This is a genomic window from Trinickia sp. HAY1-2D (genome assembly GCF_056754935.1).
Genome location: NZ_JBPGWX010000001.1, coordinates 967,469 through 993,904, shown reverse-complemented (window position 1 = coordinate 993,904; position 26,436 = coordinate 967,469). Strand labels below are relative to the sequence as shown.

Sequence of the window (26,436 nt, the reverse complement as noted above, 5' to 3'; positions counted from 1 at the left end):
TACGGTCTGGCAAGAGGAACAGGCTCGAAATCTACCACCAACGGCGCGGTTTTGCTGGTCGCCAAGAGAAACAGGCAAGGCTTCAAGAGGTTCAGGTATTCCGCGCGGCACGGCCGCTGCCTAGGATGTGAGGCTCGATTTGCCAACCGCATGACAGGAGCGACCATGTACAAGACTCACGCCTACGCAGCCCAGAACGCACAATCGCCGCTTGCGCCGTTCGAATTGGAGCGTCGCGGTCTGCGCGAGCACGACGTGCATATCGAAGTGATGTTCTGCGGCGTGTGTCACTCGGACCTGCACCAGGCACGCAACGAATGGAGCAACACCCTCTACCCGGTAGTGCCCGGCCACGAGATCGTGGGCCGCGTGATGGAAGTCGGGCCGGCCGTTACGCGCTATAAAGCGGGCGACCTCGTCGGCGTGGGCTGTCTCGTCGACTCATGCCGAACCTGCGCGAGCTGCCAGGAGGGCCTCGAGCAATACTGCGAGAACGGCTTCGTCGGCACCTACAACGGCACGGATCGCGTAACGGGTGAAACGACCTACGGCGGCTATTCGACGAACCTCGTCGTCGACGAAGCGTTCGTGCTGCGCGTGCCCGACAACCTCGATCCGGCTGCCGTCGCACCGTTGCTGTGCGCGGGCATCACGACCTACTCGCCGTTGCGCACCTGGGGCGCCGGCCCGGGCAAGAAAGTCGGCATCGTCGGTCTCGGCGGCCTCGGCCACATGGGTGTGAAGCTCGCGCACGCAATGGGCGCGCACGTGGTACTTTTCACGACGTCGGCGTCGAAGGTCGAAGACGGCAAACGGTTGGGGGCGGACGAGGTCGTCATCTCGAAGGACCCCGAGGCGATGGCCAAACATGCGAACAGCTTCGATCTTTTGATCAATACGGTTGCCGCGCAACACGATTTGAATCCGTTCATCGCACTGCTCAAGCGCGATGGGACGATGACGCTGGTCGGCGCACCCGAGCACGATCATCCGTCGCCGCAAGTGTTCAACCTGATCCTGAAACGCCGCCGGCTGGCGGGTTCGCTGATCGGGGGCATCGCCGAAACGCAGGAGATGCTCGATTTTTGCGGTCAGCATGGCATCACCTCGGATATCGAAATGATTCCGATGCAGCAGATCAACGAAGCTTACGGCCGGATGTTGAAGAGCGATGTGAAATACCGCTTCGTGATCGATATCGACTCATTGAGACAATAAGAAGGGACTGAGGATGGCGACGCTGACGATCAACGGAAAGGTCCACACGCTCGACGTGCCGGACGACATGCCGCTACTTTGGGTACTGCGCGATGTAGTGGGCCTGACCGGCACGAAGTTCGGTTGCGGCATCGCTCAGTGCGGTGCGTGTACGGTCCATCTCGATGGGGCCGCGGTGCGCTCGTGCGTGCTGCCGGTCTCGGCCGTCGCCGGCAAGAGAGTCACGACGATTGAAGCCGTCGGCGCTACGCCGGCAGGCCGTAAGGTGCAGGAAGCCTGGCGCGATCTCGATGTCGTCCAATGCGGTTATTGCCAGTCGGGGCAGGTGATGTCGGCTGCCTCGCTGCTCGCCCAAAACCCGAAGCCGAGCGATGCGGATATCGATGCGGCGATGTCGGGCAACCTCTGCCGTTGCGGCACCTACAACCGCATTCGCGCAGCCGTGAAGCATGCGGCGGGGGAAGTCTGACATGTCCAAAGGACTCTTCGATCTCGCGCATAGCTTCGAAGGCAGCGCCGCTGGCGCTCCGGACCTGGCAGACGAGCCGGCCGGTTCCGGCGTCTCGCGAAGGACGTTTCTAAAGTTCGGCATGACGCTCGGTGCGGCCGCTGGCGGCGGATTGTTGCTCGGCTTCAACGTGCGAGCCGATGCCGCGACCGACCGTGGCGCGCATGCGCGTCGATCGGCCGTCGAAGGGCAGGCTTCCGAGGTCGCACCGCCCGGCACCTTCGCGCCGAACGCGTTCATCCGAATCGATCGCGAAAGCCGCGTGACGCTCGTCATGCCCAAGGTGGAGATGGGGCAAGGCGTCTATACCTCGATTCCGATGCTGATCGCCGAGGAACTGGCCGTGCCGTTGCAGCAAGTGACGCTCGATCATGCACCGCCCAACGACAAGCTGTATGGCGATCCGTTGCTGGGAGGCGGGCAGATCACCGGCGGTTCGACCTCGATTCGCTTCGCATGGCAGCCGATGCGGCAGGCGGGTGCGACGGCGCGCGCGCTGCTGGTCTCGGCGGCGGCGCGGCAATGGCGCGTTGATCCCGCCTCATGCACGGCGCACGCCGGTGAAGTCGTGCACACGCCGAGCGGACGGCGGATCGCCTACGGCAAACTCGTCGATGCCGCGGCGAAGCTGCCGTTGCCGGCCAATGTCCCGCTCAAGGACCCCAAGGACTTCGAACTGATCGGCAAGCCCACGGACCGGCTCGATTCGGCGCAAAAAGTGGACGGTACTGCGCTGTTCGGCTTCGACGTGCGCCTGCCCGGCATGGTCTACGCGGCCATCGTCAATTGCCCCGTGTTCGGCGGCACGCTCGAGAGCGTTGACGATACGCGTGCCAAGCAAGTGCCCGGAGTGCATCAGGTGGTGAAGCTCGACAACGCGGTTGCCGTTGTCGCGGCGCATACCTGGTCTGCGAAGCAAGGCGTTGCTGCCCTCGACATCAAGTGGAACGGCGGACAGGCTGCCACGCTATCGACTCAGAAGATTTTTTCCCATCTTGCGGAAGCGTCGCGGCGCGACGGCGCTGTCGCGCGCAAGGAAGGGGACGTCGGCAAAGCGTTCGGCGAGGCCAAGGCGCGCATCGATGCGGTCTATGAGCAACCGCTGCTCGCACACGCCACGATGGAGCCCATCAATTGCACGGTGCACGTGCGCGGCGACCGCTGCGATATCTGGGTCGGTACGCAGGTTCCGACCATCGCTCGCGCCGTGGGCGCCAAAGTGACGGGCCTGCCCCCGAAAAAGTGGCCGTCCATAATCATTTGCTCGGCGGCGGGTTCGGCAGAAGGCTCGAAGTCGATGCGATCGTGCAGGCGCTGAAGATCGGCAAGGCCGTCGCTTCGCCCGTCAAGGTCGTCTGGACCCGAGAGGAAGACGTCCAGCACGACATGTATCGGCCTTGCTACTACGATCGAATATCTGCCGGCCTCGACGCGAACGGCAAGCCCATAGCCTGGCAGCATCGGGTGGTGGGCTCGTCGATCCTGGCACGCTTCGCGCCGGCAGTCGTGAAGAACGGCGTCGATCCTGATGCGGTCGAAGTGGCGGCCGAACTGCCTTATAGCCTGCCGAATCAACTCGTCGATTACGTGCGGGAGGAGCCCGGTCCTATTCCGACCGCGTTCTGGCGCGGCGTCGGTGCGACGCGCGGCACGTTCGTCGTCGAAAGTTTCATCGACGAACTTGCCGCACATGCGGGCATCGATCCGGTGAAGTATCGGCTCGATTTGCTAGGCGATGCCCCGCGTGCCGCGCATGTGTTGCAGGTTGCCACGCGCGAGGCCGGTTGGGGCAGTCCGCTGCCGAAAGGAAAGGGGCGCGGCGTATCGGTCATGCACGCCTTCGGCAGCTATTTGAGCATGGTGGCGGAGGTGACGGTCGAGGGCGGCGCGGTGAAGGTGGACCGCGTCGTATGTGCCGTCGATTGCGGCATGGCCGTCAATCCGAGGACGATCGAAGCGCAGATACAAGGCGGTGTCGTCTTCGGTATCACCGGTGCGCTTTATAGCGAAATCACGATCAAGGATGGCCGGGTCGAGCAGAGCAATTTCACGGACTATCGTGTATTGCGGCTCAATGAAACGCCGGAGATCGTGGTGCATATCGTGAAGAGCGGTGAAGCGCCGGGTGGTATCGGCGAGCCGGGGACGTCGGCGCTCGCGCCGGCTTTGACGAATGCGATTTTCGCCGCAACGGGCAAGCGGATACGGAAGTTACCCGTGGGAGAGCAGTTGAAGACGGCTTGAACGGCGGCTTCGGGCTCGCTGGCAAAACGCCCCGATCGACCTTGCCGTCGATTGGGGCGTTTTTCGATTCGGCCCTACGGGGAGGTTCTCTCAACCGGCGAGGGAATTCGATGTCGAAGCAGGTCCATTCCATAGCCTGCTAGCCACCCCTGACTCGCTCCGTCGCCGTGGCGTACCGATCGTCCGTCGCTTCTGCTACATCGCTCGAAAGCGATTCGAGCGCGCGCCCCTTTGTTTCGATCCCCAACACTGCGACGGCTGCCGCAGCCAGCATGAACGAAAGCGCCCCGAGCGTGAAGACGCCGCTCTGTCCGAAGACAGGCAATACGAGCCCGACCACATACGGCCCGATCAACGAGCCGATCCGGCCGACTGCCGACGCGAACCCTGATCCGGTTGCACGCGCACCGGTGCCGTAAAGCTCGGGGGTATAGGTATAAAGCGCGGCCCACATGCCGAAGAGAAAGAACTGCATCGCAAAGCCGGCGCTGATCACCAGTGTGAGATCGCCGCCGTGCAAGACTGCCTGCCCGTAGAGATAAGCCATCGCTGCGCCGCCCATGAGCGATGCTACGCAAGTCGGCTTGCGGCCCCATCGTTCAACGAGCCACGCGGCGCAGAGAAAACCGGGGATACCAGCCAGGGAAATGAGCACGGTATAGAGCACCGACTTCGTCACCGTAACGCCCGATTGCTGCATCAGCGCGCCGAGCCATGAGGTCAGCCCGTAAAAGCCGAGCAGCGCAAAGAACCACAGCGTCCACACCATGATCGTGCGCTTGCGATAAACGTCGCTCCAGATTTCGCGGAATGCACTGCGCGGGCGCTGCCCGAACGGCACGGCGTCCATATCCGGTATGGGGGGCAGCGATGCAAGGCCCGTCGCACGCAACACCTTCGTTTCGATATCGTTCAGTACCGCGTCGGCATGCGCAAGACGCCCGCGATGCTCCAGCCACCTCGGCGATTCAGGCACGATGCGCCGCACGATCAGCACGAACACGGCCGGAATGGCCAGCAATGCGAACACCGTGCGCCAGCCGAATTGCGGCAGCACGAAATACGAAACGATGCCTGCCGTAATGAAGCCCAGCGGCCAGAAGCCGTCCATCAATGCGATGAGGCGGCCGCGCGAAGCGGTCGGAACGAACTCGGACAACAACGCCTGTGCGACGGGAAACTCCATGCCCATGCCGATTCCGAGAACGACACGAAAAGCGATGAGCGAATTCACATCATGCGCGGTCGAGCACAGGTAGGAGGCGACTCCCCAGAGCACCATGCTCCACTGGAATACAGGACGTCTGCCGAAACGGTCGGCGAGCAGGCCTGCCACGGCGGCGCCAAACACCATGCCGAAGAAGCTGGCGCTGGCGACGAGCCCCGCCGCCGCAGTCGACAAGCCGAATTCCTGCTTGATCGAGCCGAGCACGAAAGTCATGGTGCCGAGATCGACCGAATCGAAAAAGAACGCCAGCGCGATAACGATGAAAAGTAGGCGATGGTACGAGGAAAATGGCAGACGCTCGAGCCGGGCGGCGGCATGAGCGCGAGGGGTCCTCGACGAAGTGGCGGTCGGCATGGCAGTTCCCGATGAGAAAAGACCGCCTACGCGGCGGCTTGTCATCAGTAGATGCGGCCAATAAAACGTGGGGTATAGAAAATCCGCCATCGCACTTGCTCAGCGGCGCCATTCGGGATCGGGCATCGGCCGATGGATGCCCGTTACCGGGCTGCCGTGGCCGCAGTGCTCTACCGTTCCTTCAGTGAGCGAGGCAATCCGACGCTGAAAACAATGCTGTCGGTAATGAAAGCGCTGGGCCTCGAGCTGACAACCCGAGTTGCGCATGCGTGAGTACGTGCCGCGGGCGTTGACCACCCACCCAAGCCGCACTACTGAGCCCGTTTCTCCTGCCAACGCTGCATGAGCTTGATTTCGTCCTGCTGCGCCTTGATGATCTGATGAGCCAGACGCCGCAATATGGGATCTTTCCCATACTTGAGCTCGACCTGAGCCATATCGATTGCCCCTTGATGGTGCGGAATCATATGCGAGACGAAGTCCTTGTCCGCATCGCCGGTATAACTCGGCGAATTCATGTTCTGCATCATTTTCTGATCAGCCTCCTTGAAAGCCTGCGAGGAGGCATCGCTGGAACCGCCGGGCGTCGTGCCCGCCGCATGCGACATATCCATGCCAGGCATCGAGGCAGCTTGTTGGGCACCCGCAGGCATGGCCGACAGGCCCCATACGATGCTCGCGCCAATGAGCGCGAGACGACAGGCGAGACGATTGCGCACGTTGAAATCTCCTGGACCGTTCAGACGTCGACCGTACCAGCCAGTTTCGTGCCACGCTGGCATGCCGGCGTCCCTTTCGCGACATAGTAAGGCACATCGGCGCGCGCCAGCGGCGTACGTGCGCGAATCTTGTCGGCGATTTTCTCTGCCAGCATGATCGTCGGTGCGTTCAGGTTGCCTGTCGTGATGATCGGCATGATGGACGCATCGACGACACGCAAACCATCGATACCATGCACGCGGGCTTCGGTATCGACGACCGCCATCCCGTCATACCCCATTGGGCATGAGCACGACGGATGAAACGCGGTTTCAGCACGCGAGCGAACGAACGCATCGAGTTCCCGGTCGCTCTTCAGATCGGCACCCGGACTCAGCTCGCGTCCGCGGTACCGATCGAGCGCGGGTTGCGCGATGATTTCACGTGTGATCCGGATAGCATCACGAAACTCGCGCCAATCGAGCGGCTCCGCCATGTAGTTGAACAAGATGCTCGGATGATCGCGCGGATCGCGCGACCGCAGCTTCACCCTCCCGCGGCTCGGCGAACGCATCGAGCCGACATGCGCTTGAAAGCCATGCATGTCGATAGCATTCGAGCCGTTGTAGTTGATCGCTATCGGCAGGAAATGATATTGAATGTTCGGCCAAAGATCGTCGTCGCGCGTGCGGATGAAACCGCCGGCTTCGAAGTGATTGCTGGCACCGAGGCCCGTGCCCTTCGCCAACCATTCGAGTCCAATGGCGGGCTGGTTGTACCACTTGAGCGCCGGGTAGAGCGATACGGGTTCCTTGCACTCGTATTGCAGATACATCTCGAGATGGTCCTGCAGATTGCGGCCCACTCCGGGCAGATCGAGCACCACGGGAATCTGCAGCGCGCGCAGCCATTCACCGGGGCCGACCCCGGAACGTTGCAAGATCTGCGGCGAAGCGATGGCGCCGGAACATAACAGCACTTCGCGGCGAGCTCGAGCCTCGCGCGCTTCGCCGCCATGCAAATAGGCCACCGCAACCGCCCGCTTACCCGAGAACAGAATACGATCGGTCAGCGCATGCGTGACGATCGTCAGGTTCGGTCGCTCGCGTGCCTGATCGAGGTAGCCGCGTGCCGTGCTGGCACGGCGGCCGTGCGCGGTGACCGTGCGATCCATCGGGCCGAAGCCTTCCTGCCGATAACCGTTGAGATCGTCGGTGCGCGGATAACCGGCTTGCACGCCGGCTTCCACCATCGCCCCGAACAGCGGATTGTTGCCCGGTTTGCTCGTCGTGACATGAACGGGACCGTCGCCACCGTGATAGGCATTCGGTCCAATGTCACGTGTTTCGGCTTTTTTGAAGTAGGGCAGACAGTCGAGATAGCTCCAATCCCCAAGCCCTTCGATTTGCGCCCATCCGTCGTAATCGAGCGCATTGCCGCGGATATAGCACATGCCATTGATCAACGACGAGCCGCCCAGGCCCTTGCCGCGCCCACACTCCATGCGGCGGTTGTTCATATGCGGCTCGGGCTCCGTTTCATAGGCCCAGTTGTAGCGTCGTCCTTGCAGCGGGTAAGCGAGCGCGGCCGGCATCTGCGTGCGAAAGTCGAAGCGGTAGTCCGGACCGCCCGCTTCGAGCAGCAGCACGCTCACATCGGCATCCTCGGTCAGCCGTGTGGCCAGCACATTGCCGGCCGAGCCGGCGCCGATCACGATGTAGTCGAATTCGCTGGTGTTCAAGCGCATCCCCTTTCAAAAGGCAGGCCGGTACGGCCCGAGTTCGACCTGAACCGATTTGATCTGTGTGTAGTGCTCGAGCGTGGTCAAACCGTTTTCGCGGCCAATGCCCGATTGCTTGTATCCGCCCACGGGCATTTCGGCCGGCGATTCACCCCATGTATTGATCCAGCAGATACCGGCTTCGAGACGGTGGATCGTGCGATGCGCGCGCGCCAGGCTTTCGGTGACGACGCCGGCGGCGAGGCCGAAGTGTGTCGCATTCGCGCGGGCGATGACTTGCGCTTCGTCGTCGAAATCGAGCAGGCACATGACGGGGCCGAAAATCTCCTCGCGCACGATGCGCATGTCGTCGCGGCAATCGGCAAAGACCGTCGGTGCGACGTATTGCCCCTGCGCGAAATCGCCGTCGACGAGCCGCATGCCGCCTGTCACGAGCCGCGCGCCCTCGCGCTTGCCGCTTTCGATGTAGCCGAGCACCTTGTCGAGCTGGGCCGCGCTGGCGAGCGGGCCGAAATTCGTCTGCGGATCGGACGGTTTGCCGATGCGGATACGTTTGACGCGTTCGGCCACGAGCGCTTCGAATTCGGCCTTGACCGAACGGTGCACGAAAACACGCGTGCCGTTAGTACAGACCTGGCCCGCGCTGAAGAAATTGGCGGTAACGGCGATATCGGCCGCGCGGTTCAAGTCCGCATCGTCGAAAACGATCAACGGCGATTTTCCCCCTAGTTCCATCGTCACGTCCTTCAGCGACGATGCTCCCGCAATCGACATCACCTTTTTCCCGGTTTCCACGCCGCCCGTGAACGAGACCTTGGCAATGCCCTCGTGCGTCGCGAGCATGGCACCGACGCGGCCGTCGCCTTGCACGACGTTGAAGACACCGGGCGGCACGCCGGCTTCCGTGTAGATCGCGGCCAATTCCAGCGCCGAGAGCGGCGTCACTTCGCTCGGCTTGAAGATCATTGCATTGCCGGCTGCAAGCGCGGGCGCCGATTTCCAGCAGGCGATCTGCAGGGGGTAGTTCCATGCGCCGATGCCGGCGCATACGCCGAGCGGCTCGCGGCGCGTGTAGACGAAGGAGTCCTCGCGCAGCGGAATTTGCGTGCCTTCGAGCGCGGGCGCGAGACCGGCGTAGTACTCGATGACGTCGGCGCCAGTGACGATGTCGACGCTGCGCGTCTCCGCGACCGGCTTGCCGGTATCGCGCATTTCGAGCTCGGCGAGCGCATCGTTACGCGCGCGCAGGATCTCGACGGCACGCTTGAGAATACGCGAGCGCGCCATGGCGCCGAGGGCGGCCCATTGGCGCTGCCCTTCGCGTGCTGCGGCAACGGCGCGGTCGATATCGGCCTGGCTGGCCTGCTGGACGGTCGCGAGGTGCGCGCCCGTGGCGGGATCGAATGTATCGAACGTCGTGCCGCTGGTGGCATCGCAATAGGTGCCGTCGATATAGAGCCGCTTCAGGCCGTAGACGGAAGACTGGGCCATCGAATGAACCTCCAACGAACGGTGACGGTGGGCCGCGAAGGCTTCCACGATAGGCGTTTTGCGCCATGCGTTCAATCGATAAGGGACCCATCGGGACGGGCATGTCGGGTTCCGGCAAAGACGTGTCGCGTTTGGATGGATAGCCGCGGCGCATTGAGGACTACGCTGCAATGCGTAGGACATCGTGCGCGGGCCGTCCGATGGAGCCGCGCGCGAAATTTCTTCGAAGACATGGAGACGCTTACGATGAGCAGCAACCGAGGTGTGGTGTATATGGGGCCGGGCAAAGTCGACGTGCAGTCGATCGATTACCCGAAGATGGTGGACCCGAGCGGCCGCTCGATCCAGCACGGCGTGATCTTGAAGGTGGTCAGCACGAACATCTGCGGCTCCGATCAGCACATGGTGCGCGGCCGCACGACAGCGCCCGTCGGTCTCGTACTCGGGCATGAGATTACGGGCGAGGTCGTCGAAATCGGCCGTGACGTCGAGACGCTATCGATCGGCGATCTCGTTTCCGTGCCGTTCAATGTCGCCTGCGGGCGCTGTGCGATGTGCAAGGATCAGCACACGGGCGTGTGTCTGAACGTCAATCCCGCGCGCGCGGGCGGGGCGTACGGCTATGTCGACATGGGCGGATGGATCGGCGGGCAGGCCGAGTACGTGCTCGTGCCGTACGCCGACTTCAATCTGCTGAAATTTCCCGACCGCGATCAGGCGCTGTCCAAGATCCGCGATCTCACCTGCTTGTCCGATATTTTGCCGACCGGTTATCACGGCGCCGTCACCGCTGGTGTGAAGCCAGGGTCGACCGTGTATATCGCCGGGGCGGGCCCCGTCGGTATGGCGGCGGCCGCGTCGGCGCGCCTGCTCGGGGCTGCTTGCACGATCGTCGGCGATATGAACGCCGAACGTCTCGCGCATGCGCGGCAGATGGGGTTCGAGACAGTCGATTTGTCGCAGGATGCGACGCTTGGCGAGCAGATCGAGGCCATACTCGGCAAGCCGGAAGTGGACTGCGCCGTCGATTGCGTGGGCTTCGAGGCGCATGGGCACGGTAGCGCGCACGGCGACGAGGCACCCGCCGCCGTGCTCAATTCGCTGATGGAAGTCACGCGTGCGGCGGGTGCGATCGGCATTCCGGGGCTTTATGTGACGGACGATCCGGGCTCGGCCGATGCCGCCGCGCGCCGCGGCAGTCTGAGCTTGCGTTTTGGGCTGGGCTGGGCGAAATCGCATTCGTTCCATACGGGCCAGACGCCGGTCATGAAGTACAACCGCAATCTGATGCAGGCCATCCTCTGGGACAAGCTGCCGATCGCCAAGATCGTCAATGTCACGGTGATCTCGCTCGATCAGGCACCTGAGGGTTATCGCAAGTTCGACGGCGGCGCACCGCGCAAATTCGTGATCGATCCGCACGGAATCCTGAAGGCGGCTTGAGGCCGACACCGGTAAGCGATGGAGCCCGCGCAGTCGCGCAGTATGGCGGTTGCGTGCGCTCCATTGCGCTTGCCTTCATTGCCTTCGTACGTCTCAAGCACGCGTTGCGTCGGCCCTTTCCCTTTCCTTTTCCCGCTCGACTTGTTCACGGTATAGCGCGAATTCCTCGCTCATTGCCCGCGCGACAGCGGGGCGCGCGGTGACTCGCTTGAAGTACGCTGCGATGGCGGGCCATCGATCGATATCGACATCGCAGTAGCGCGCCCAGTTGAGCACGACGGCGAGATATGCATCCGCCACGCTGAATGCATCTAGCAGCCATTCGTGCGCGGCAAAGCGGGCGGCCACGAGATTCAGGCGGATGTCCACCTTCTCACGCGTATAGCGCTTCACTTCATCGCCGGCGTTCGGGTCGAGCAGCGGGACGAAGAGCGCCTTGTGCAGTTCCGTGCTGATGAAACCCAGCCATTGCTGCAGACGTGCGCGCTCCAAGCTGCCCGCCGGTGCCAACTGTGCGTGCGGAAACCGATCGGCGACATACGGCAGGATCGCTGTGTTTTCGGTGAGCAACTCGCCCTCGTCCGTACGCAGCACCGGCACTTGGCCAATCGGATTGAGCGAAAAAAAATCGCTGCCGTTCTCCAGCTGCTTGCGCTTCGTGTCGACCTGAATGTAGGTAGCTTCGTAGCCCGCTTCGTAAAACGCAATGCGGGTGGCCATCGAACACGCGAGCGGCGAAAAGTACAGTTCCATTCCTCGTTCCTCCTCGTCGGTCTGTTTTTGTACTATATTGCACATAAATATTCATGGCCAAGGATTTTGTTTCAAATGGTACAAAAAGACGAGCGAGAACCGAAGCGCCCCCGCGGGCGCCCGCGGGCATACGATGCCGACGAAGCGCTGCGGCAGGCGCGAAACACGTTCTGGAAAAAGGGCTACAGCGCAACGACGCTCGACGATCTGAGCGAGGCGACGGGCATGAACCGCCCGAGCCTGTACGGTGCATTCGGCGATAAGCGGGCGCTGTATCTCGCAACGCTCGAACGTTACGTCGTCGCGAATCGCGAAGCGATGGATCGCGAATTGGCCGCGCCGCTACCGCTGCGCGAAGCGCTGATGCGTATCTACGATCTGGCGCTGGCGCTCTATTTCGAAACGGATGGCGCGGCGCAAGGCTGTTTTCTGATCGGGACAGCCGCGGTCGAGGCTGTCAACGACGACGAAGTGCGCGGTGTGCTCGGCAAAGGATTGCTGACGTTCGACAAGTCGTTCGAAGCGCGCATTCGCCGCGCCCAGGCCGAGGGCGAAGTGGACGATGCGACCGATCCCAAGATACTGTCCAAACTCGCCTCGGCCATTCTTCATACGCTCGCGCTGCGCTCTCGCGCGGGGGACAAGCGCAGCACGTTGCGAGCGACAGCGGAGGCGGGCGTGGCGATGATCTGTGGCACGGCCCGCGAGGGACGATAGCCTTTTTCTTTCGCGATGACGAGTAGCGTGCGGGAATCATCGTCAGTACACCGCGCAAGAGAGATGAAGCCGGTACGCTCACGAGAGCGGCGCAAGTCGTAACGCGGGACCCCACCCGAGCACGCGCTTGGCCTTTTCGTTGCTGGCCGGCGTGCCATTGTCGGTGATATTGAATACACCGGTCGCCTCGCTTTTCAGAGCCAGCACGGCGGCCCACGCGGCGGCTTCGACATGGACCGGGCTCGCCCCGGTGGGCTCGTCGAAACCCGTGCGCGGCCCGTAGAGATTGCCGTAGCGCAAAACCGTTCCCTGCCAACGCGGATCGGACTCGTTCAGCGCGTGCGCTTCGAGTGCCGCCACGCCGCGTACCGTGATCGCCCGCGCACCCTCGGCACCGAGATCGAGCGGCCACGTTTCAACGTGAGGCGCCGGCCCCGGGGCATACGCCCACGCGATGCTTTGCGCGATGAATCGCCGACATCCGGCCGCGCGGGCCGCCGCGACGAGATTCGCCGTGCCTTCGTCGCGAATGCGCGCGTTGCGCGCCACGGCGTCCGCCATGCGGGCGGGGTCGAGGCCCGGCGGCAAGTCGGTCAACTGATGCACGACGATCGCCGGGGCGATGCGCTGCATCTCGCGTGCGAGCGCAGTGGCATCGAAGACATCGAGAATGACGGGCCGTGCGCCCATCGCCTCGATCTCGCCCGCACGCTCCGGCTTGCGGGTCGTGCCATACACCGTGTAGCCCGAACCGACGAGCAACGGAACGAGCGCGCTGCCAATGGCGCCGGCGGCGCCTGCCAGAAAGAGTGTCGTACTCATGAGAGGGGCTCCCGGATCGGATGGGATTGACGGACGAAGTCGACGAACAACGTGGACGGTTCCTCGCAGTGTCGCCGTATCATGTCCCACCGAAAAGCGCCAAAAACGCTCGAAACGACTAGTCCATGAAAGAGCCTTCCCCACCTTTGGCGATCGGCCCAATCGACCGGCGCATCCCGTTGTCGCAGCAAATCTACGACCGTTTGCGTCACGCGATCGACGCGCACATGCTGCGACCCGGCGCTCGGCTCGCGTCGGCGCGCGCGCTGGCGAGCGAGCTCGGTGTCGCGCGAGGGACGGTGGAGTCCGCCTATCAGCGGCTGGCCGGCGAAGGCTATGTGCTCGCGCGGGGCCCTGCCGGCACTATCGTCTCGCCCCATCTTGCGCAGCACGCGGCACGGCAGCCGGCGAGGGCGACGGCCAACGCCCGGCCGCGGGTGGACCGCGGCGCGATGGCCGCGAACCCCGAGCCGCCGCCGTTGCAGCTTGGCATTCCGGCGCTCGACGCCTTTCCGCGCAAACTGTGGTCGCGCCTCGCGACAAGACGCATTCGCGCGACCTCGCCGTCCGAGCTGTCCTACGGCGATCCGTGCGGGTACCTGCCGTTGCGGCAAGCCATCGCGGCTTATCTGCTCGTATCGCGCGGCGTGCCGTGCCGCGCGGAGCAGGTTCTCGTGACGGGGGGCTACCGCGCTTCCCTCGCACTGATCTTGCAAACGCTGTTGCGCCCGCGCGATCGCGTCTGGATCGAGAATCCGTGTTATCCGCCGACGCGAACGCTGCTCGAACGCGCGGCAGCGATCCCGTGCGCAGTGCCGGTCGACGACGAGGGACTCGTGGTCGCCGAAGGCATTCGCGAAGCACCGAGGGCGCGGCTGGCTGTCGTCACGCCGTCTCACCAGTCACCGCTTGGGGTGTCGATGTCGATGCCGCGCCGGCTGCAATTGCTCGATTGGGCATCGCGTCATGAAGCGTGGATCGTGGAAGACGATTACGACGGCGAATTCCACTATCACGGGCCGCCCCTGCCGGCATTGAAAAGCCGCGATACGACCGATCGCGTCATCTATGCCGGCAGTTTCTCGAAGGTCTTGTTCCCGGGCCTATCGCTCGGCTACCTCGTATTGCCCGAGCGGCTGACCGAGCGGTTCGCGGCGTCCGTGCAGATCTGGCCGAACTACGTTGCGCGAGCGACCCAGGCCATCGTGGCGGACTTTATCGACAACGGGCATTTCTCGCGGCATCTGAAGAAAATGCGCGCGCTTTATGCCCACCGCCGCGCGCTGTTGGCCGCCGCATTGACCGACGCATTCGGCGCGCGGGTGACGATCGATCTCGCGCGCGGCGGCATGCATCTCGTGGCCCGCTTTGCGGGGAGGACGCGCGACGAAACGCTTGCCAGACGTGCGCAACGCGCCGGGCTCAATTGCCAGGCGCTGTCGCCACGCTACCTCGGGGAGACGAAACAGGAAGGCTTGCTGATGGGGTTTACGAACGTCGCAACGGCGCAGGAAGCGGCGCGGCTGGCAGCGGCCTTGCGCGATGCGCTTGCGCTGGGCAACGTCAGTGCATGAGCGTATCGCGTGCCAAGGTGGTACTGGCCGGCGCGTTGCCGCGCGCAAGCGGGGCGACTTGCTTGCGCCGCTCGCGTGTCGGCGCGGTGCCGAACGCGTCGCGATAGCTCTTGCTGAAATGGCAGGCCGACTGGAATCCGCATGCCATCGTGATGTGCATGATCGACATGTCGGTTTGCAGTAGAAGTTCGCGCGCGCGTCGCAGACGCAGCGTCAGGTAGTAATGCGTCGGCGTCATCCCGAGGTGCTCGCGAAAGAGCCGTTGCAATTGCCGCTGTGACATGTTCGCCAGCCGCGCGAGCTCCTCGCGCGAAAGCGGCTCCTCGATATTGCTCTCCATCAGCGCAATGACTTCGAAGAGCGATTTATTCGCGGAGCCGAGGCGTGCCACGAGCGGCATGCGCTGCTGCGCGCTCGTATCGCGCACATGTTCGACGATGAACTGCTCGGCGATTTGCGTCACGCGCGCAGTACCGATACGCGGGGCGATCAGATGCAGCATCATGTCGAGCGGCGCGACACCGCCGGTGCAGGTGACACGGTCTCGATCGATGACGAACAGCTCCTTCAGAAACCGCGTATTGGGGAATTCCTCTTTGAGCGCCGACATGTTTTCCCAATGGATCGCGCAAGCGTAGCCATCGAGCAGACCCGAACGCGCCAACGCATAGGTTCCGGTGCAGAGGCTGCCGAGCGCGATACCCGAGTGAGCGAAGCGCCGCAGCGCGGAAAGATGGGCATTATCGGTTGCGCGTTGCACGTCGACGCCACCGCAGACGAAGACGATGTCGGGTTGTTCCTGCAGCGATGCGATCGGCTCCGTCATGACCGAGAGCCCGTTGCTGGCCATCACGGGACCACCGTCCGGGCTGACCACGGACCATCGATAAAGCGTCTGGCCGCTCAGATAGTTGGCCATCCGCAGAACTTCGATCGCATTCGAGAACGCGATCATCGTGAAGTTCGGCAGCGCCATGAACGCGAAGTTCGCGAGCGACGCAGTACGCTGGGGTGACATGGTGACCTTCCTCGAATCCGGGATAGCGCGGCCGATTGGGGGAGCCTCGGCGTCTCATTTTGGGTTCCAGGGCAACAAGCATGCCATACGGCCTAACCCTAATGCGGGCGCACATTTCATCCACCCGGCAGCCGCAGCCTTGCACTGCAAGCGTGCCCGTTTCGCCCCCGTTTCGGGCAAGGCGGACGCGAGACGGTGCGGGAACGCCGTATGCCAGCCGGCCACGGCGCGACTTGTCCAAAACAGACGAACGTGTCGGAAAAGGCAAAGAACGCGTCTGAATTCGTCAATCCGGCGTGAAGGCGAACGAGAAGAATAGAGCCGTCGCCAACGCATGTCCGTGGCGGCCCCGCGAGCGGGTGCCGCGTCGGACCCATCACGGATAGGACAATGTCGAATACTCAGACGTTTTTCAGCCAGTCACTCGCCGAGCGCGATGCGCCCGTACGCGGTGCGATCCTCAAGGAACTCGAGCGGCAACAGTCGCAAGTCGAGCTGATCGCATCGGAAAACATCGTGTCGCGAGCCGTGCTCGAAGCGCAAGGTTCGGTGCTGACCAACAAGTATGCGGAAGGCTATCCCGGCAAGCGTTATTACGGCGGCTGCGAGTTCGCCGACGACATCGAGACGCTCGCCATCGATCGCGTCAAGCAACTGTTCAACGCCGGCTACGCCAACGTCCAGCCGCACTCGGGCGCCCAGGCCAACGGCGCGGTCATGCTCGCCCTGGCCAAGCCGGGCGATACGGTGCTCGGCATGTCGCTCGACGCGGGCGGGCATCTGACGCACGGCGCAAAGCCCGCGCTCTCGGGAAAATGGTTCAACGCGGTGCAGTACGGCGTGGATCGCGAATCGCTGCGCATCGACTATGACCGTATCGAAGCGCTTGCGCACGAACACAAGCCGAGTCTCATCATCGCGGGCTTCTCCGCCTATCCGCGCGTGCTCGATTTCCCACGCTTTCGCGCTATCGCGGACGCCGTCGGCGCTAAATTGATGGTGGATATGGCGCATATCGCCGGCATCATCGCGGCCGGCCGGCACCCGAACCCGATCGAGCATGCGCACGTCGTCACCTCGACCACGCACAAGACACTGCGCGGCCCGCGAGGCGGCTTCGTGTTGACGAACGACGAGGATATCGCCAAGAAGATCAATTCCGCGGTCTTCCCCGGACTGCAAGGCGGCCCGCTCATGCACGTGATCGCAGGCAAAGCCGTCGCGTTCGGCGAGGCGCTGCAGCCGGGCTTCAAGACCTATATCGGTAACGTACTCGAGAACGCGCAGGCGCTCGGCGCCGTGTTGCGCGAGGGCGGGGTCGATCTCGTCACGGGCGGAACGGACAACCACCTGCTGCTCGTCGATCTGCGCCCCAAGGGTTTGAAGGGTACGCAAGTCGAGACGGCGCTCGAGCGGGCCGGCATCACGTGCAACAAAAACGGCATTCCGTTCGATACCGAGAAGCCGACGGTGACTTCGGGCGTGCGGCTCGGCACGCCGGCCGGTACATCGCGTGGTTTCGGCGTGGCCGAGTTCGAGCAGGTCGGGCGGCTGATTCTCGAAGTGCTCGATGCGCTCACGCAACATCCCGAAGGCCATGCCGAGACGGAACAACGCGTGCGGCGCGAGATTTTCGCGCTGTGCGAGCGCTTCCCGATCTATTGAAACCGGGCTGCAAAACCGACGAAAGCGACGATCGACCTACGCTGGAGCGATAAATGAGCACACTGCATCAAGACAGCATCATCATCGATGGTCTGAACATTTCGAAGTTCGAACGTTCGGTATTCGAAGACATGCATAAGGGCGGCATCACGGCCGCCAACTGCACGGTATCGGTCTGGGAGAACTTCGCGAAGACCGTCGACAACATCGGCTCGATGAAAAAGCAAATTCGCGACAATGGCGAACTGCTGACGCTCGTGCGGACGACCGACGACATCCTGCGTGCGAAGAAAGAAGGCAAGACAGGGATCATCCTGGGCTTTCAGAACGCGCATGCGTTCGAGGACAACCTCGCCTATGTCGAGGCGTTCGCGGACATGGGCGTGCGCGTCGTGCAGCTTTGCTACAACACGCAAAACCTCGTCGGTACGGGATGCTACGAGCGCGACGGCGGCCTCTCGGACTTCGGCCGCGAAGTCATTACCGAAATGAACCGTGTCGGCATCATGGTCGATCTGTCGCACGTCGGCGGCAATACCTCTTCCGAAGCGATCGCTTTTTCGAAAAAGCCGGTGTGTTACTCGCACTGTCTGCCCTCGGGGCTCAAGGAGCACCCGCGCAACAAGAGCGATGCGCAACTGAAAGAGATCGCGGACGCCGGCGGGTTCGTCGGGGTGACGATGTTCGCGCCGTTCCTCAAGCGCGGCATCGAGGCGACGATCGACGATTACATCGAAGCCATCGACTACGTCGTCAATCTGATCGGCGAGGACACGGTGGGGATCGGCACGGACTTCACGCAGGGCTACAGCGTCGATTTCTTCGATTGGCTCACACACGACAAGGGCCGTTACCGCCGCCTCACGAATTTCGGCAAGGTCGTCAATCCGGAGGGGATCCGGACGATCGGCGAGTTTCCGAACCTGACCGCTGCCATGGAGCGCGCGGGCTGGAGCGAGACGCGCATCCGCAAGATCATGGGCGAGAACTGGGTACGCGTTTTCCGCGACGTTTGGGGCGCATAGGCCGCCCGCGCATCCGAATCGAACATCCACCCCACAACACAGCAACAGGCCAATCATGCAACCGCAACTGCCGATCGACGTCGATCCCGAAACCGGTGTCTGGACCACGGACGCGCTGCCGATGCTTTATGTGCCGCGCCATTTCTTCACGAACAACCACGTCGCCGTGGAAGAAGCGTTGGGACGCGAGGCGTATGCCGACATCCTCTACAAGGCCGGTTACAAGTCGGCCTATCACTGGTGCGACAAGGAAGCGAAGCAGCATGGCCTTTCGGGCATGGCCGTCTTCGAGCACTACCTGAAGCGGTTGTCGCAGCGCGGCTGGGGGCTCTTCAGCATCGTCGAGGCGGATCCGAAGGCGGCACGGGCGCGCATCGAACTGAGGAACTCGTCGTTCGTTCTCGCGCAGCCCAACAAGCACGGCAAGCTCTGCTACATGTTTGCCGGCTGGTTCGCGGGCGCGATGGATTGGGTCAACGATACCGCCGAGGCCGCTTCTCGCGGGCCGCGTTCGATATCGCAGGAAGTGCGATGCGCGGGCGAGGGCCACGCGCATTGCGTCTTCGAAGTGTCGCCGCTCGTCTGAACGACGAAGGCCGCTCAAGGAAACAGATTCGAGGTCGATCGAAATGCGCTACCCCCATTTGTTCAAACCGATGACGCTGAACAAGCTGACGCTGCGCAATCGCATCGTCAGCACGGCACATGCGGAGGTCTACGCCGAGCCGGGCGGATTGCCCGGCGATCGCTATATCCGGTATTACGAGGAGAAAGCGAAAGGCGGCGTCGGTCTGGCGGTGTGCGGCGGGTCGAGCCCGGTATCGATCGACAGCCCGCAGGGCTGGTGGAAATCCGTCAACCTGGCGACCGACCGCATCGTCGATCCGCTGTCGCGACTGGCCGAGGCGATGCATCGTCACGGCGCCAAGATCATGATCCAGGCGACGCACATGGGGCGCCGCTCCGCGTTTCACGGAGAACACTGGCCGCATCTGATGTCGCCTTCCGGCGTTCGCGAGCCTGTGCACCGCGGCAACGCGAAGATCATCGAGGTCGAAGAAATCCGCCGGATCATTGCCGACTTCGCGAGCGCCGCGAAGCGCGTGAAGGATGCGGGGATGGACGGGATCGAAATCTCGGCGGCGCACCAGCACTTGATCGACCAGTTCTGGAGCCCGCGTACGAATTTTCGCACCGACGAATGGGGCGGTAGTCTGCAGAACCGTCTGCGCTTCGGCGTCGAGGTGCTGAACGCGGTGCGCGAAGCAGTCGGGCCGGACTTCGTCGTCGGTCTGCGCATGTGCGGTGACGAATTCCATGAAGACGGTCTCGATCACGAGCAACTGAAGGAAATCGCCCACGCGATGTCCGAGACGGGGCTCATCGATTACCTCGGCGTCATCGGCTCCGGTGCCGATACGCACAATACGCTCGCCAACTGCATGCCGCCGATGGCTCTGCCGCCCGAGCCATTCGTGCATCTGGCCGCAGGCATCAAGTCGGTCGTCGACATTCCCGTCATGCACGCGCAAAGCATCCGCGATGCGGGACAGGCCGAGCGGCTGCTCGCCTCGGGCATGATCGATCTCGTCGGCATGACACGCGCGCAAATTGCCGACCCGCATATGGTCATCAAAATCCGGGACGGCCGCGAAGACGAGATCAAGCAATGCGTCGGTGCCAACTACTGCATCGACCGCCAGTACAACGGCCTGGACGTGCTGTGCGTGCAGAACGCCGCAACCTCGCGCGAAGCGACGATGCCGCACGTCATCGAGAAGTCGCGTGGTCCGCGCCGCAAGGTGGTGGTGGTCGGTGCCGGTCCCGCGGGTCTGGAAGCGGCACGTGTTGCCCGCTCGCGCGGCCACGACGTGGTGCTGTTCGAAAAGCATACCGAAGTGGGCGGTCAGATCGTCCTCGCCTCGAAGGCGCCGCAGCGCGAGCAGATGGCCGGCATCGTCCGTTGGTTCGACATGGAGACGAAACGTCTGGGCGTCGATAGGCGTCTCGGCGTCGAGGCCGACGAGAAGGCGATCATGGCGGAAAAACCGGACATCATCGTGCTGGCCACGGGCGGTCGCGCATTCTCCGACCAGGTACAGGACTGGGGTGTCGCCCAGGGGCTCGCAGTGAGCTCGTGGGACATCCTGTCGGGCCGTGTCGAGCCGATGAAGAACGTGCTCGTCTACGACGGCGTCAGCACACATGCCGGTGCCGGGGTAGCCGATTTCATCGCGAGCCGCGGCTCGAAAGTCGAGATCGTGACGCCCGATGTGAAAGTAGCCGACGATTGCGGCGGCACCACGTTCCCGATTTTCTATCGGCGCCTCTATGCGGAGGGCGTGATCCATACGCCGAACTATTGGCTCGATCGCGTGTACGAGGAAGACGGCAAAAAAATCGCCGTGCTTCGAAACGAGTATACCGAGGAGCAGGAGGAGCGCGCCGTCGATCAGGTCGTGATCGAGAACGGCAGCACGCCCAACGATGGACTCTATTGGAAGCTCAAACCCGAGTCGCTGAACCGCGGACAGACCGATGTGCACAAGCTGTTCGCGGCCGAGCCGCAGCCGTGCCTCTCGGAGGAACTCGGCAACGGCCGGTTCCTGCTGTTCCGCGTGGGCGACTGCATCTCGATGCATAACATCCACGGCGCAATCTACGATTCGCTTCGTCTTTGCAAGGACTTCTGATCATGAGCCCGGCGTTCGTCATCACAGGGTTGCTGTGGCTCTCGATGGCCGGCCTCGCCTACGCGCTCGCGCGCCGCGCCGCATATTGGCGCGTGGGGCGCGCAACGCCGGCCGGCGCATTCGGGGTGGCCAATCTCTTTACGATTCCCAAGCGGTACTTCGTCGATCTGCATCACGTGGTTGCACGCGATCCCTACATCGCGAAGACGCACGTGGCGACGGCCGGAGGGGCCATCGCGGCGCTCGCGCTCGTCTTCGTCAACTACGGGCTCGCGATTTACTCGCCGTGGCTCGATAAGCTCATCGGCGTGGCCGCCGTGACGATGCTGATCGGTGCGGTCTTCGTCTGGCGCCGCCGGCGCGACCAACGTGCGATGCCGGCCAGGCTTTCGCGCGGGCCGTGGAATGCGCTGCCCTGGCTGCTCGGCTCCTTCGCACTCGGGTTGACCTTGCTCGCCGTCGTGCCGAGCGCGGCCGCCTCGGGCTTCGTCGCTGTCATCATCGCGGTCCTGATCGCGATCGGCGCCTTTGCGATGACCGTCGGTGCCGCGCGCGGCGGGCCGATGAAGCACGCGCTCGCGGGCCTTCTTCATCTCGCCTTCCACCCGCGTCAGGAACGCTTCCGCACTGGCGCGGCGGAAACTGACAAGCCCGGTGTCGTCCCGCCGACGGCGCTCAAGATGCCGGAGCTCGATGCTCGCGAGTACGGCGTCGGCAAGCCTGTCGAATTCCGCTGGAACCAGCTTTTGAGCTTCGACGCATGTGTCCAATGCGGCAAATGCGAAGCGGCGTGCCCAGCGTTCGCGGCAGGACAGCCGCTCAACCCCAAGAAGCTGATTCAAGACCTGGTTACCGGCATGGTGGGCGGCACGGACGCCGCTTATGCGGGCAGCCCCACCCCGGGCATCGCGCTCGGCAAGCATGGCGGCCAGCCGGATCTGCCGATCGTCTCAGGTTTGATCGAAGCCGACACGCTTTGGTCCTGCACGACATGCCGCGCCTGCGTTCAGGAGTGTCCGATGCTGATCGAGCACGTCGACGCAATCGTCGATATGCGCCGCAATCGCACGCTCACCGAGGGCGATCTGCCGGGCAAGGCGCCCGAAGTACTCGCCAATCTGCGCGAGACGGGCAGTGCCGGCGGCTACGACATCGCGGCGCGCTACGACTGGGCCGTCGACTTGAACGCACGCATCGCTGAACCGGGCAAGTCTGTCGACGTATTGCTCGTTGCGGGCGAAGGCGCGTTCGACATGCGCTATCAGCGCACGCTGCGTGCATTGGTCAAGGTGCTGAACCGGGCGGGCATCGATTACGCCGTGCTGGGGCCCAACGAAACGGACACCGGCGACGTCGCGCGCCGCCTTGGCGACGAGGCAACGTTCCAGCGCATGGCCAAGCGCCTGATCGCAACGCTCGATGGATTGAACTTCAAACGCATCGTCACGGCCGATCCGCACGTCATGCACAGCCTGCGCAACGAATACCGCGCGCTCGGTGCGCGTTATACGGTCCAGCATCATACGAGCCTTCTTGCCGAGCTCGTGCAATCGGGGAAATTGTCGCCGAAAGCATCGGCCGCGCTCGCGGACAAGCGGATCACCTATCACGATCCGTGCTATCTCGGGCGCTACAACGGCGAGACCGAAGCACCGCGCCGCGCCCTCAAATCGATCGGCATCAAAGTCGTGGAGATGGAGCGCCATGGTATGCGCGGGCGCTGCTGCGGGGGTGGCGGCGGCGCGCCGCTCACCGATATCCCGGGCAAGGCACGTATTCCCGATTTGCGGATGGCCGATGCGCGCGAGGTCGGTGCCGAGATCGTGGCCGTCGGCTGTCCGAATTGCACGGCGATGCTCGAGGGCGTGGTCGGTCCTCGGCCCGAAGTGCTCGATGTAGCCGAACTCGTTGCAGCGGCGCTGGAGTGAAGACGATGAATCCGATCAAACGTATCGATCCGCGCCGGCCGTTCGTCATTGCGTCGTCGGGGCTGCGCCGCATCACGCTGGGGCAGGAGCACGTGGCGGGCGCCGCGACGGACGATATCCCGCGTCTGGGCGCGCACGGCGAGCGCGAGAAGCCGCGCCGCACCGTGGAGCAAGCCGGGCGCGTTTTGCTCGTGGCCGCGCATAGCGACCGGGGTGCGCTCGACGAACATGCGCGACAGGCCGTGGCCGCCGCCGCGATCGTTGCCGATGCGCGTACTGAAGTCGTGCTCGTCGTGTTCGGTGAACTGACGGACGATGCCGCCGAACTGGGCGCGGATAAAGTCATCGAATTGCCGGCGCTGGGCCGTCCGGTTTTCGCGCCCGATCGCGCCGTTGCCGCGCTGAAGGCGTGCGTTGCCGCGTTTTCGCCGGCGCATGTCCTGATGCCCGATAACGCCACCGGAGACGGCGATCTCGGACGCCGCTATGCGGCGCTAGCGGGGGCGAGCATCGCCACGCAGGTAGTGGAAATCGATGCGTCGCACGTGGGTGTTTACGTCGACGCTCAACGACAGTTCGCGTCGCGTGCGTGGCCCGATGTGGTGCTGCTCGCCGCGGACGCCGTCTCTTCGAAGCTGCCATTCGTTGGCGCCGGCGAGCGCGCCCAATTGCCGGCGGAATCGGCGGCCGAGGGCGTCGTCGATACGCGCGACCAACTCTATCGCGACCTCGGCACGGTTCAGCTCGATGCGGCCGAGGTCGCGCTCGAGGAGGCGGACTTCATCGTCTCAGCAGGCAACGGGGTGACCGATATTGCGGCTTTCGAGGGGCTCGCAAGTGCGTTCGGAGCGGCGATAGGCGCCAGCCGCGTGGCGGTCGACAACGGTTATTTCACGCGCGACAAGCAAGTCGGCGCAACGGGCAAGACGGTCAGCGCGAGTGTCTATATCGCTTTCGGGATCTCCGGCGCGGTACAGCATTTGCAAGGGATCAAAGACTGTCGCCATGTGATCGCCGTGAACCTCGACGCCAGCGCACCGATCGCGAAGCGCGCCGATTTGACGCTCGTCGGCGACGCGCAGGCGACCATCGCCGCGCTGACCCAAGCCGTAACGGCCGCGCGCGCCGCGCAGCCGGCGGCGGGCACGGCATCCTCGCGCGCGACGCTCAACGAAGGAGTAGCCGCATGAACGCAGCGATGAATGACGCACGCATCGCGGTGCTCGTCTCGGTCGGCAGGCATCGCGTCAGCGCGGCGCCTTGTTATAGCCGAAACGACGCGGCCGCGCTCGAAGTTGCGCGCGGACTCGAGCAAACCAAAGGTTGCTCGGTCGAGGTGCTCCATGCGGGCGACGCCTCGAATCCAGCGCTCACCGATTATCTGGCGCTCGGCGCGCGACGGATCGAAGTCATCGATTGCGCTTCGGGACTCGACGGCGACGATCCGATACCGGCGCTGGCCGAGCGGCTGCGGGGCGTTTCGCTCGTGCTGACCGGTACGCGCGCCGAAGGCGCCTACGACACCGGGATGCTGCCCTACCAGCTGGCGGCGCAGCTCGGCTACACGTTCGTCGGCTCCGCGCTCGATGTCACTCTCGGCGACGGTTTTGCGACCGTCACGCAGTTCATGCCGAAGGGCGTGCGCCGGCGGGTGGCGGTCGCGTTGCCGTGCGTCGTCGCTATTCATCCTCAAGCGAACGTGAAGCCGCGCTACGCCTATGCGCGCGTGCCCGACGGCGCGATCGTGCAGGGCCCGCCCGCGTCGCGCAAGGACCTCGACGCGCCGTGTTGGTCGGTTGCGCCGACGGAACGCAAGCCGCGCAAGCTCGTCGCGAGCGAGAAGCGTTCAGGCCACGCGCGGATGCTGATGGCGACGACTACCGAAAGCCGCGGCGGAAACGTCGTAATTGAGGGGAGTTCGGTCGAAAAAGCGCAAGTCATCCTCGGTTATTTGCGCGAGCATCGACTCATCGATTACTGAATCGACGGCTGCGGACCCATCGCCGGGCCGCATCGTCGAGCAGGTGGAATGTGTTTTGGAACCAGGACGTCACGAATCCGGAGTAGACATGAACGTATCGGCAGCCATTCGCGAACTCGTGGAACGACGCAAGCCAGGCTACAGCCTGGAGGCGCCGTTTTACCGGAGCGAGGAGATCTTCGCGCTCGATATGGACGCGATTTTCCGCAAACACTGGATTCAGGTTGCCGTGGAGCCCGATATCCCCGAGCCGGGAGACTATGTCACGGTCGAACTGGCAGGCGAGTCGGTGCTGATCGTGCGCGACGACGATATGGCGATTCGCGCCTTTCACAACGTGTGTCGCCATCGCGGGGCGCGCCTGTGCAACGAGGAAAAGGGCGCGGTGGGCAATATCGTCTGCCCCTACCACAGCTGGACTTACAACCTGACCGGCGAGCTGATGTTCGCCGAGCACATGGGGGAGAAGTTCGACCGTTGCAAGCATAGTCTCAAGCCGGTCGCATTGCAGAACCTCGCGGGCCTCATTTTCATCTGCCTCGCCGACGAGCCCCCGGGCGACTTCGAAGTGATGCGCGCGGCGATGGAGCCCTATTTGCTTCCGCACGACTTGCCCAACTGCAAGATTGCCGTTCAGGTGGACCTGGTCGAAGACGGCAATTGGAAGCTCACGATGGAGAACAATCGCGAGTGCTATCACTGCGTGGCAAACCATCCCGAGCTGACGATCTCGCTTTACGAGTACGGTTTCGGGTATCAGCCGTCGCCGTCGAATGCGGAGGGGATGGCGGCCTTCGAGCGCGCCTGCCTCGAACGTGCTGCGCAATGGGAAGCGATGAATTTGCCGTCGGTCGAAATCGAACGTCTGTCCGATGTGACAGGCTTCCGGACCCAGCGGCTGCCGCTGGACCGCAGCGGCGAATCGCAGACGCTCGATGCGAAGGTGGCCAGCAAGAAGCTGCTCGGCGAATTCAAGCGCGCCGATCTGGGCGGCCTTTCGTTCTGGACGCAGCCGAACTCGTGGAATCACTTCATGAGCGATCACATCGTGGCCTTCACGGTGATTCCGCTGTCGGCCGGCAAGACGCTCGTGCGTACGAAATGGCTCGTGCACAAGGATGCCGTCGAAGGCGTCGATTACGACATCGAGAACCTGACGGCCGTCTGGAACGCGACTAACGATCAGGACCGTACGCTGGTTGAGTATTCGCAACGAGGCATCGGCAGCAGCGCTTACGAGCCGGGGCCTTACTCGCCCTTCACCGAAGGTCTCGTCGAGAAGTTCAGCGATTGGTACGTGCGACGTCTGCGTGCCGGGATCGCGGCATAACGGG

General features: G+C 63.5%; 21 protein-coding genes and 1 pseudogene. 15 read left to right on the top strand and 7 right to left on the bottom strand.

Annotated features, from left to right (window positions below):
• Positions 1–165: 165 nt before the first annotated feature.
• The 4 genes and pseudogenes from ACR9ZC_RS04355 to ACR9ZC_RS04340 all read left to right on the top strand — a co-directional run bounded on the left by ACR9ZC_RS04355 (position 166) and on the right by ACR9ZC_RS04340 (position 3,970).
• Positions 166–1,218, top strand: coding sequence for an NAD(P)-dependent alcohol dehydrogenase (locus ACR9ZC_RS04355; RefSeq protein ID WP_331572091.1), 1,053 nt, complete (start codon positions 166–168; stop codon positions 1,216–1,218).
• A 13-nt stretch (positions 1,219–1,231) separates the two neighbouring features.
• Positions 1,232–1,687, top strand: a complete 456-nt coding sequence (locus tag ACR9ZC_RS04350) for a (2Fe-2S)-binding protein (protein WP_481579268.1) — start codon at positions 1,232–1,234, stop codon at positions 1,685–1,687.
• Positions 1,668–3,388: pseudogene (locus tag ACR9ZC_RS04345) on the top strand (xanthine dehydrogenase family protein molybdopterin-binding subunit); the annotation flags it as partial. The gene ACR9ZC_RS04350 and the pseudogene ACR9ZC_RS04345, both read left to right, overlap by 20 nt.
• Before the next feature lie 168 nt (positions 3,389–3,556).
• Positions 3,557–3,970, top strand: coding sequence for a molybdopterin cofactor-binding domain-containing protein (locus ACR9ZC_RS04340; protein ID WP_481579717.1), 414 nt, complete (start codon positions 3,557–3,559; stop codon positions 3,968–3,970).
• 139 nt (positions 3,971–4,109) lie between these two features.
• Here the strand turns inward: ACR9ZC_RS04340 and ACR9ZC_RS04335 are convergent, their stop codons facing one another.
• The 4 genes from ACR9ZC_RS04335 to betB all read right to left on the bottom strand — a co-directional run bounded on the left by ACR9ZC_RS04335 (position 4,110) and on the right by betB (position 9,483).
• The gene (locus ACR9ZC_RS04335) at positions 4,110–5,552 is read right to left on the bottom strand and encodes an MFS transporter (RefSeq protein WP_481579267.1); all 1,443 of its coding nucleotides are present in this window, start codon (positions 5,550–5,552) and stop codon (positions 4,110–4,112) included.
• Positions 5,553–5,863: 311 nt separating this feature from the next.
• Positions 5,864–6,271, bottom strand: a complete 408-nt coding sequence (copM, locus tag ACR9ZC_RS04330) for a CopM family metallochaperone (protein WP_414720153.1) — start codon at positions 6,269–6,271, stop codon at positions 5,864–5,866.
• Positions 6,272–6,291: 20 nt separating this feature from the next.
• Positions 6,292–7,992, bottom strand: a complete 1,701-nt coding sequence (betA, locus tag ACR9ZC_RS04325; protein WP_481579266.1) for a choline dehydrogenase — start codon at positions 7,990–7,992, stop codon at positions 6,292–6,294.
• A gap of 12 nt (positions 7,993–8,004) precedes the next feature.
• A complete protein-coding gene (gene betB / locus ACR9ZC_RS04320; protein WP_481579265.1) occupies positions 8,005–9,483 on the bottom strand; it encodes a betaine-aldehyde dehydrogenase in 1,479 nt (492 codons plus the stop codon).
• 246 nt (positions 9,484–9,729) lie between these two features.
• Here betB and fdhA point away from each other — a divergent pair, with 246 nt between their 5' ends.
• Positions 9,730–10,926, top strand: a complete 1,197-nt coding sequence (gene fdhA / locus ACR9ZC_RS04315; RefSeq protein WP_331566641.1) for a formaldehyde dehydrogenase, glutathione-independent — start codon at positions 9,730–9,732, stop codon at positions 10,924–10,926.
• Between the two features lie 93 nt (positions 10,927–11,019).
• Here the strand turns inward: fdhA and ACR9ZC_RS04310 are convergent, their stop codons facing one another.
• Complete coding sequence (locus ACR9ZC_RS04310; protein ID WP_481579264.1) at positions 11,020–11,679, bottom strand: glutathione binding-like protein; 660 nt, start codon at positions 11,677–11,679, stop codon at positions 11,020–11,022.
• A 75-nt stretch (positions 11,680–11,754) separates the two neighbouring features.
• Between ACR9ZC_RS04310 and ACR9ZC_RS04305 the strand changes: the two genes are divergently transcribed.
• Positions 11,755–12,396 carry a TetR/AcrR family transcriptional regulator gene (locus tag ACR9ZC_RS04305; RefSeq protein WP_481579263.1) on the top strand — a complete coding sequence of 214 codons (642 nt, stop codon included), beginning with the start codon at positions 11,755–11,757 and terminating at the stop codon, positions 12,394–12,396.
• Between the two features lie 78 nt (positions 12,397–12,474).
• Here ACR9ZC_RS04305 and ACR9ZC_RS04300 read toward each other — a convergent pair whose 3' ends face one another.
• Positions 12,475–13,218: an NAD-dependent epimerase/dehydratase family protein gene (locus ACR9ZC_RS04300; protein WP_481579262.1), complete on the bottom strand. Its 744-nt coding sequence runs from the start codon at positions 13,216–13,218 to the stop codon at positions 12,475–12,477.
• 125 nt (positions 13,219–13,343) lie between these two features.
• On the opposite strand from ACR9ZC_RS04300, the gene pdxR reads away from it, so the two are divergent.
• Positions 13,344–14,792 carry a MocR-like pyridoxine biosynthesis transcription factor PdxR gene (gene pdxR, locus ACR9ZC_RS04295; protein WP_481579261.1) on the top strand — a complete coding sequence of 483 codons (1,449 nt, stop codon included), beginning with the start codon at positions 13,344–13,346 and terminating at the stop codon, positions 14,790–14,792.
• Here pdxR and ACR9ZC_RS04290 read toward each other — a convergent pair.
• Complete coding sequence (locus tag ACR9ZC_RS04290) at positions 14,782–15,810, bottom strand: GlxA family transcriptional regulator (protein WP_331572953.1); 1,029 nt, start codon at positions 15,808–15,810, stop codon at positions 14,782–14,784. The two genes, pdxR and ACR9ZC_RS04290, sit on opposite strands and share 11 nt — an antisense overlap.
• A gap of 390 nt (positions 15,811–16,200) precedes the next feature.
• Between ACR9ZC_RS04290 and ACR9ZC_RS04285 the strand changes: the two genes are divergently transcribed.
• The 8 genes from ACR9ZC_RS04285 (at position 16,201) to ACR9ZC_RS04250 (ending at position 26,432) form a co-directional block, all read left to right on the top strand.
• The gene (locus ACR9ZC_RS04285) at positions 16,201–17,475 is read left to right on the top strand and encodes a serine hydroxymethyltransferase (RefSeq protein ID WP_481579260.1); all 1,275 of its coding nucleotides are present in this window, start codon (positions 16,201–16,203) and stop codon (positions 17,473–17,475) included.
• A gap of 53 nt (positions 17,476–17,528) precedes the next feature.
• Positions 17,529–18,500, top strand: coding sequence for a dipeptidase (locus ACR9ZC_RS04280; RefSeq protein ID WP_331572949.1), 972 nt, complete (start codon positions 17,529–17,531; stop codon positions 18,498–18,500).
• A 55-nt stretch (positions 18,501–18,555) separates the two neighbouring features.
• A complete protein-coding gene (locus tag ACR9ZC_RS04275) occupies positions 18,556–19,086 on the top strand; it encodes a DUF5943 domain-containing protein (protein ID WP_173255508.1) in 531 nt (176 codons plus the stop codon).
• Positions 19,087–19,129: 43 nt separating this feature from the next.
• Positions 19,130–21,193, top strand: coding sequence for an oxidoreductase (locus tag ACR9ZC_RS04270; RefSeq protein WP_481579259.1), 2,064 nt, complete (start codon positions 19,130–19,132; stop codon positions 21,191–21,193).
• 2 nt (positions 21,194–21,195) lie between these two features.
• Complete coding sequence (locus ACR9ZC_RS04265; protein WP_481579258.1) at positions 21,196–23,121, top strand: (Fe-S)-binding protein; 1,926 nt, start codon at positions 21,196–21,198, stop codon at positions 23,119–23,121.
• A 5-nt stretch (positions 23,122–23,126) separates the two neighbouring features.
• Positions 23,127–24,311: an electron transfer flavoprotein subunit alpha/FixB family protein gene (locus ACR9ZC_RS04260; RefSeq protein ID WP_481579257.1), complete on the top strand. Its 1,185-nt coding sequence runs from the start codon at positions 23,127–23,129 to the stop codon at positions 24,309–24,311.
• Entirely contained in the window at positions 24,308–25,102 is a 795-nt protein-coding gene (locus ACR9ZC_RS04255; protein ID WP_481579256.1) for an electron transfer flavoprotein subunit beta/FixA family protein, read from the top strand. Before ACR9ZC_RS04260 ends, ACR9ZC_RS04255 begins: the two co-directional genes overlap by 4 nt.
• Positions 25,103–25,190: 88 nt before the next feature.
• Positions 25,191–26,432: an aromatic ring-hydroxylating oxygenase subunit alpha gene (locus ACR9ZC_RS04250; RefSeq protein WP_481579255.1), complete on the top strand. Its 1,242-nt coding sequence runs from the start codon at positions 25,191–25,193 to the stop codon at positions 26,430–26,432.
• Positions 26,433–26,436 lie beyond the last annotated feature (4 nt).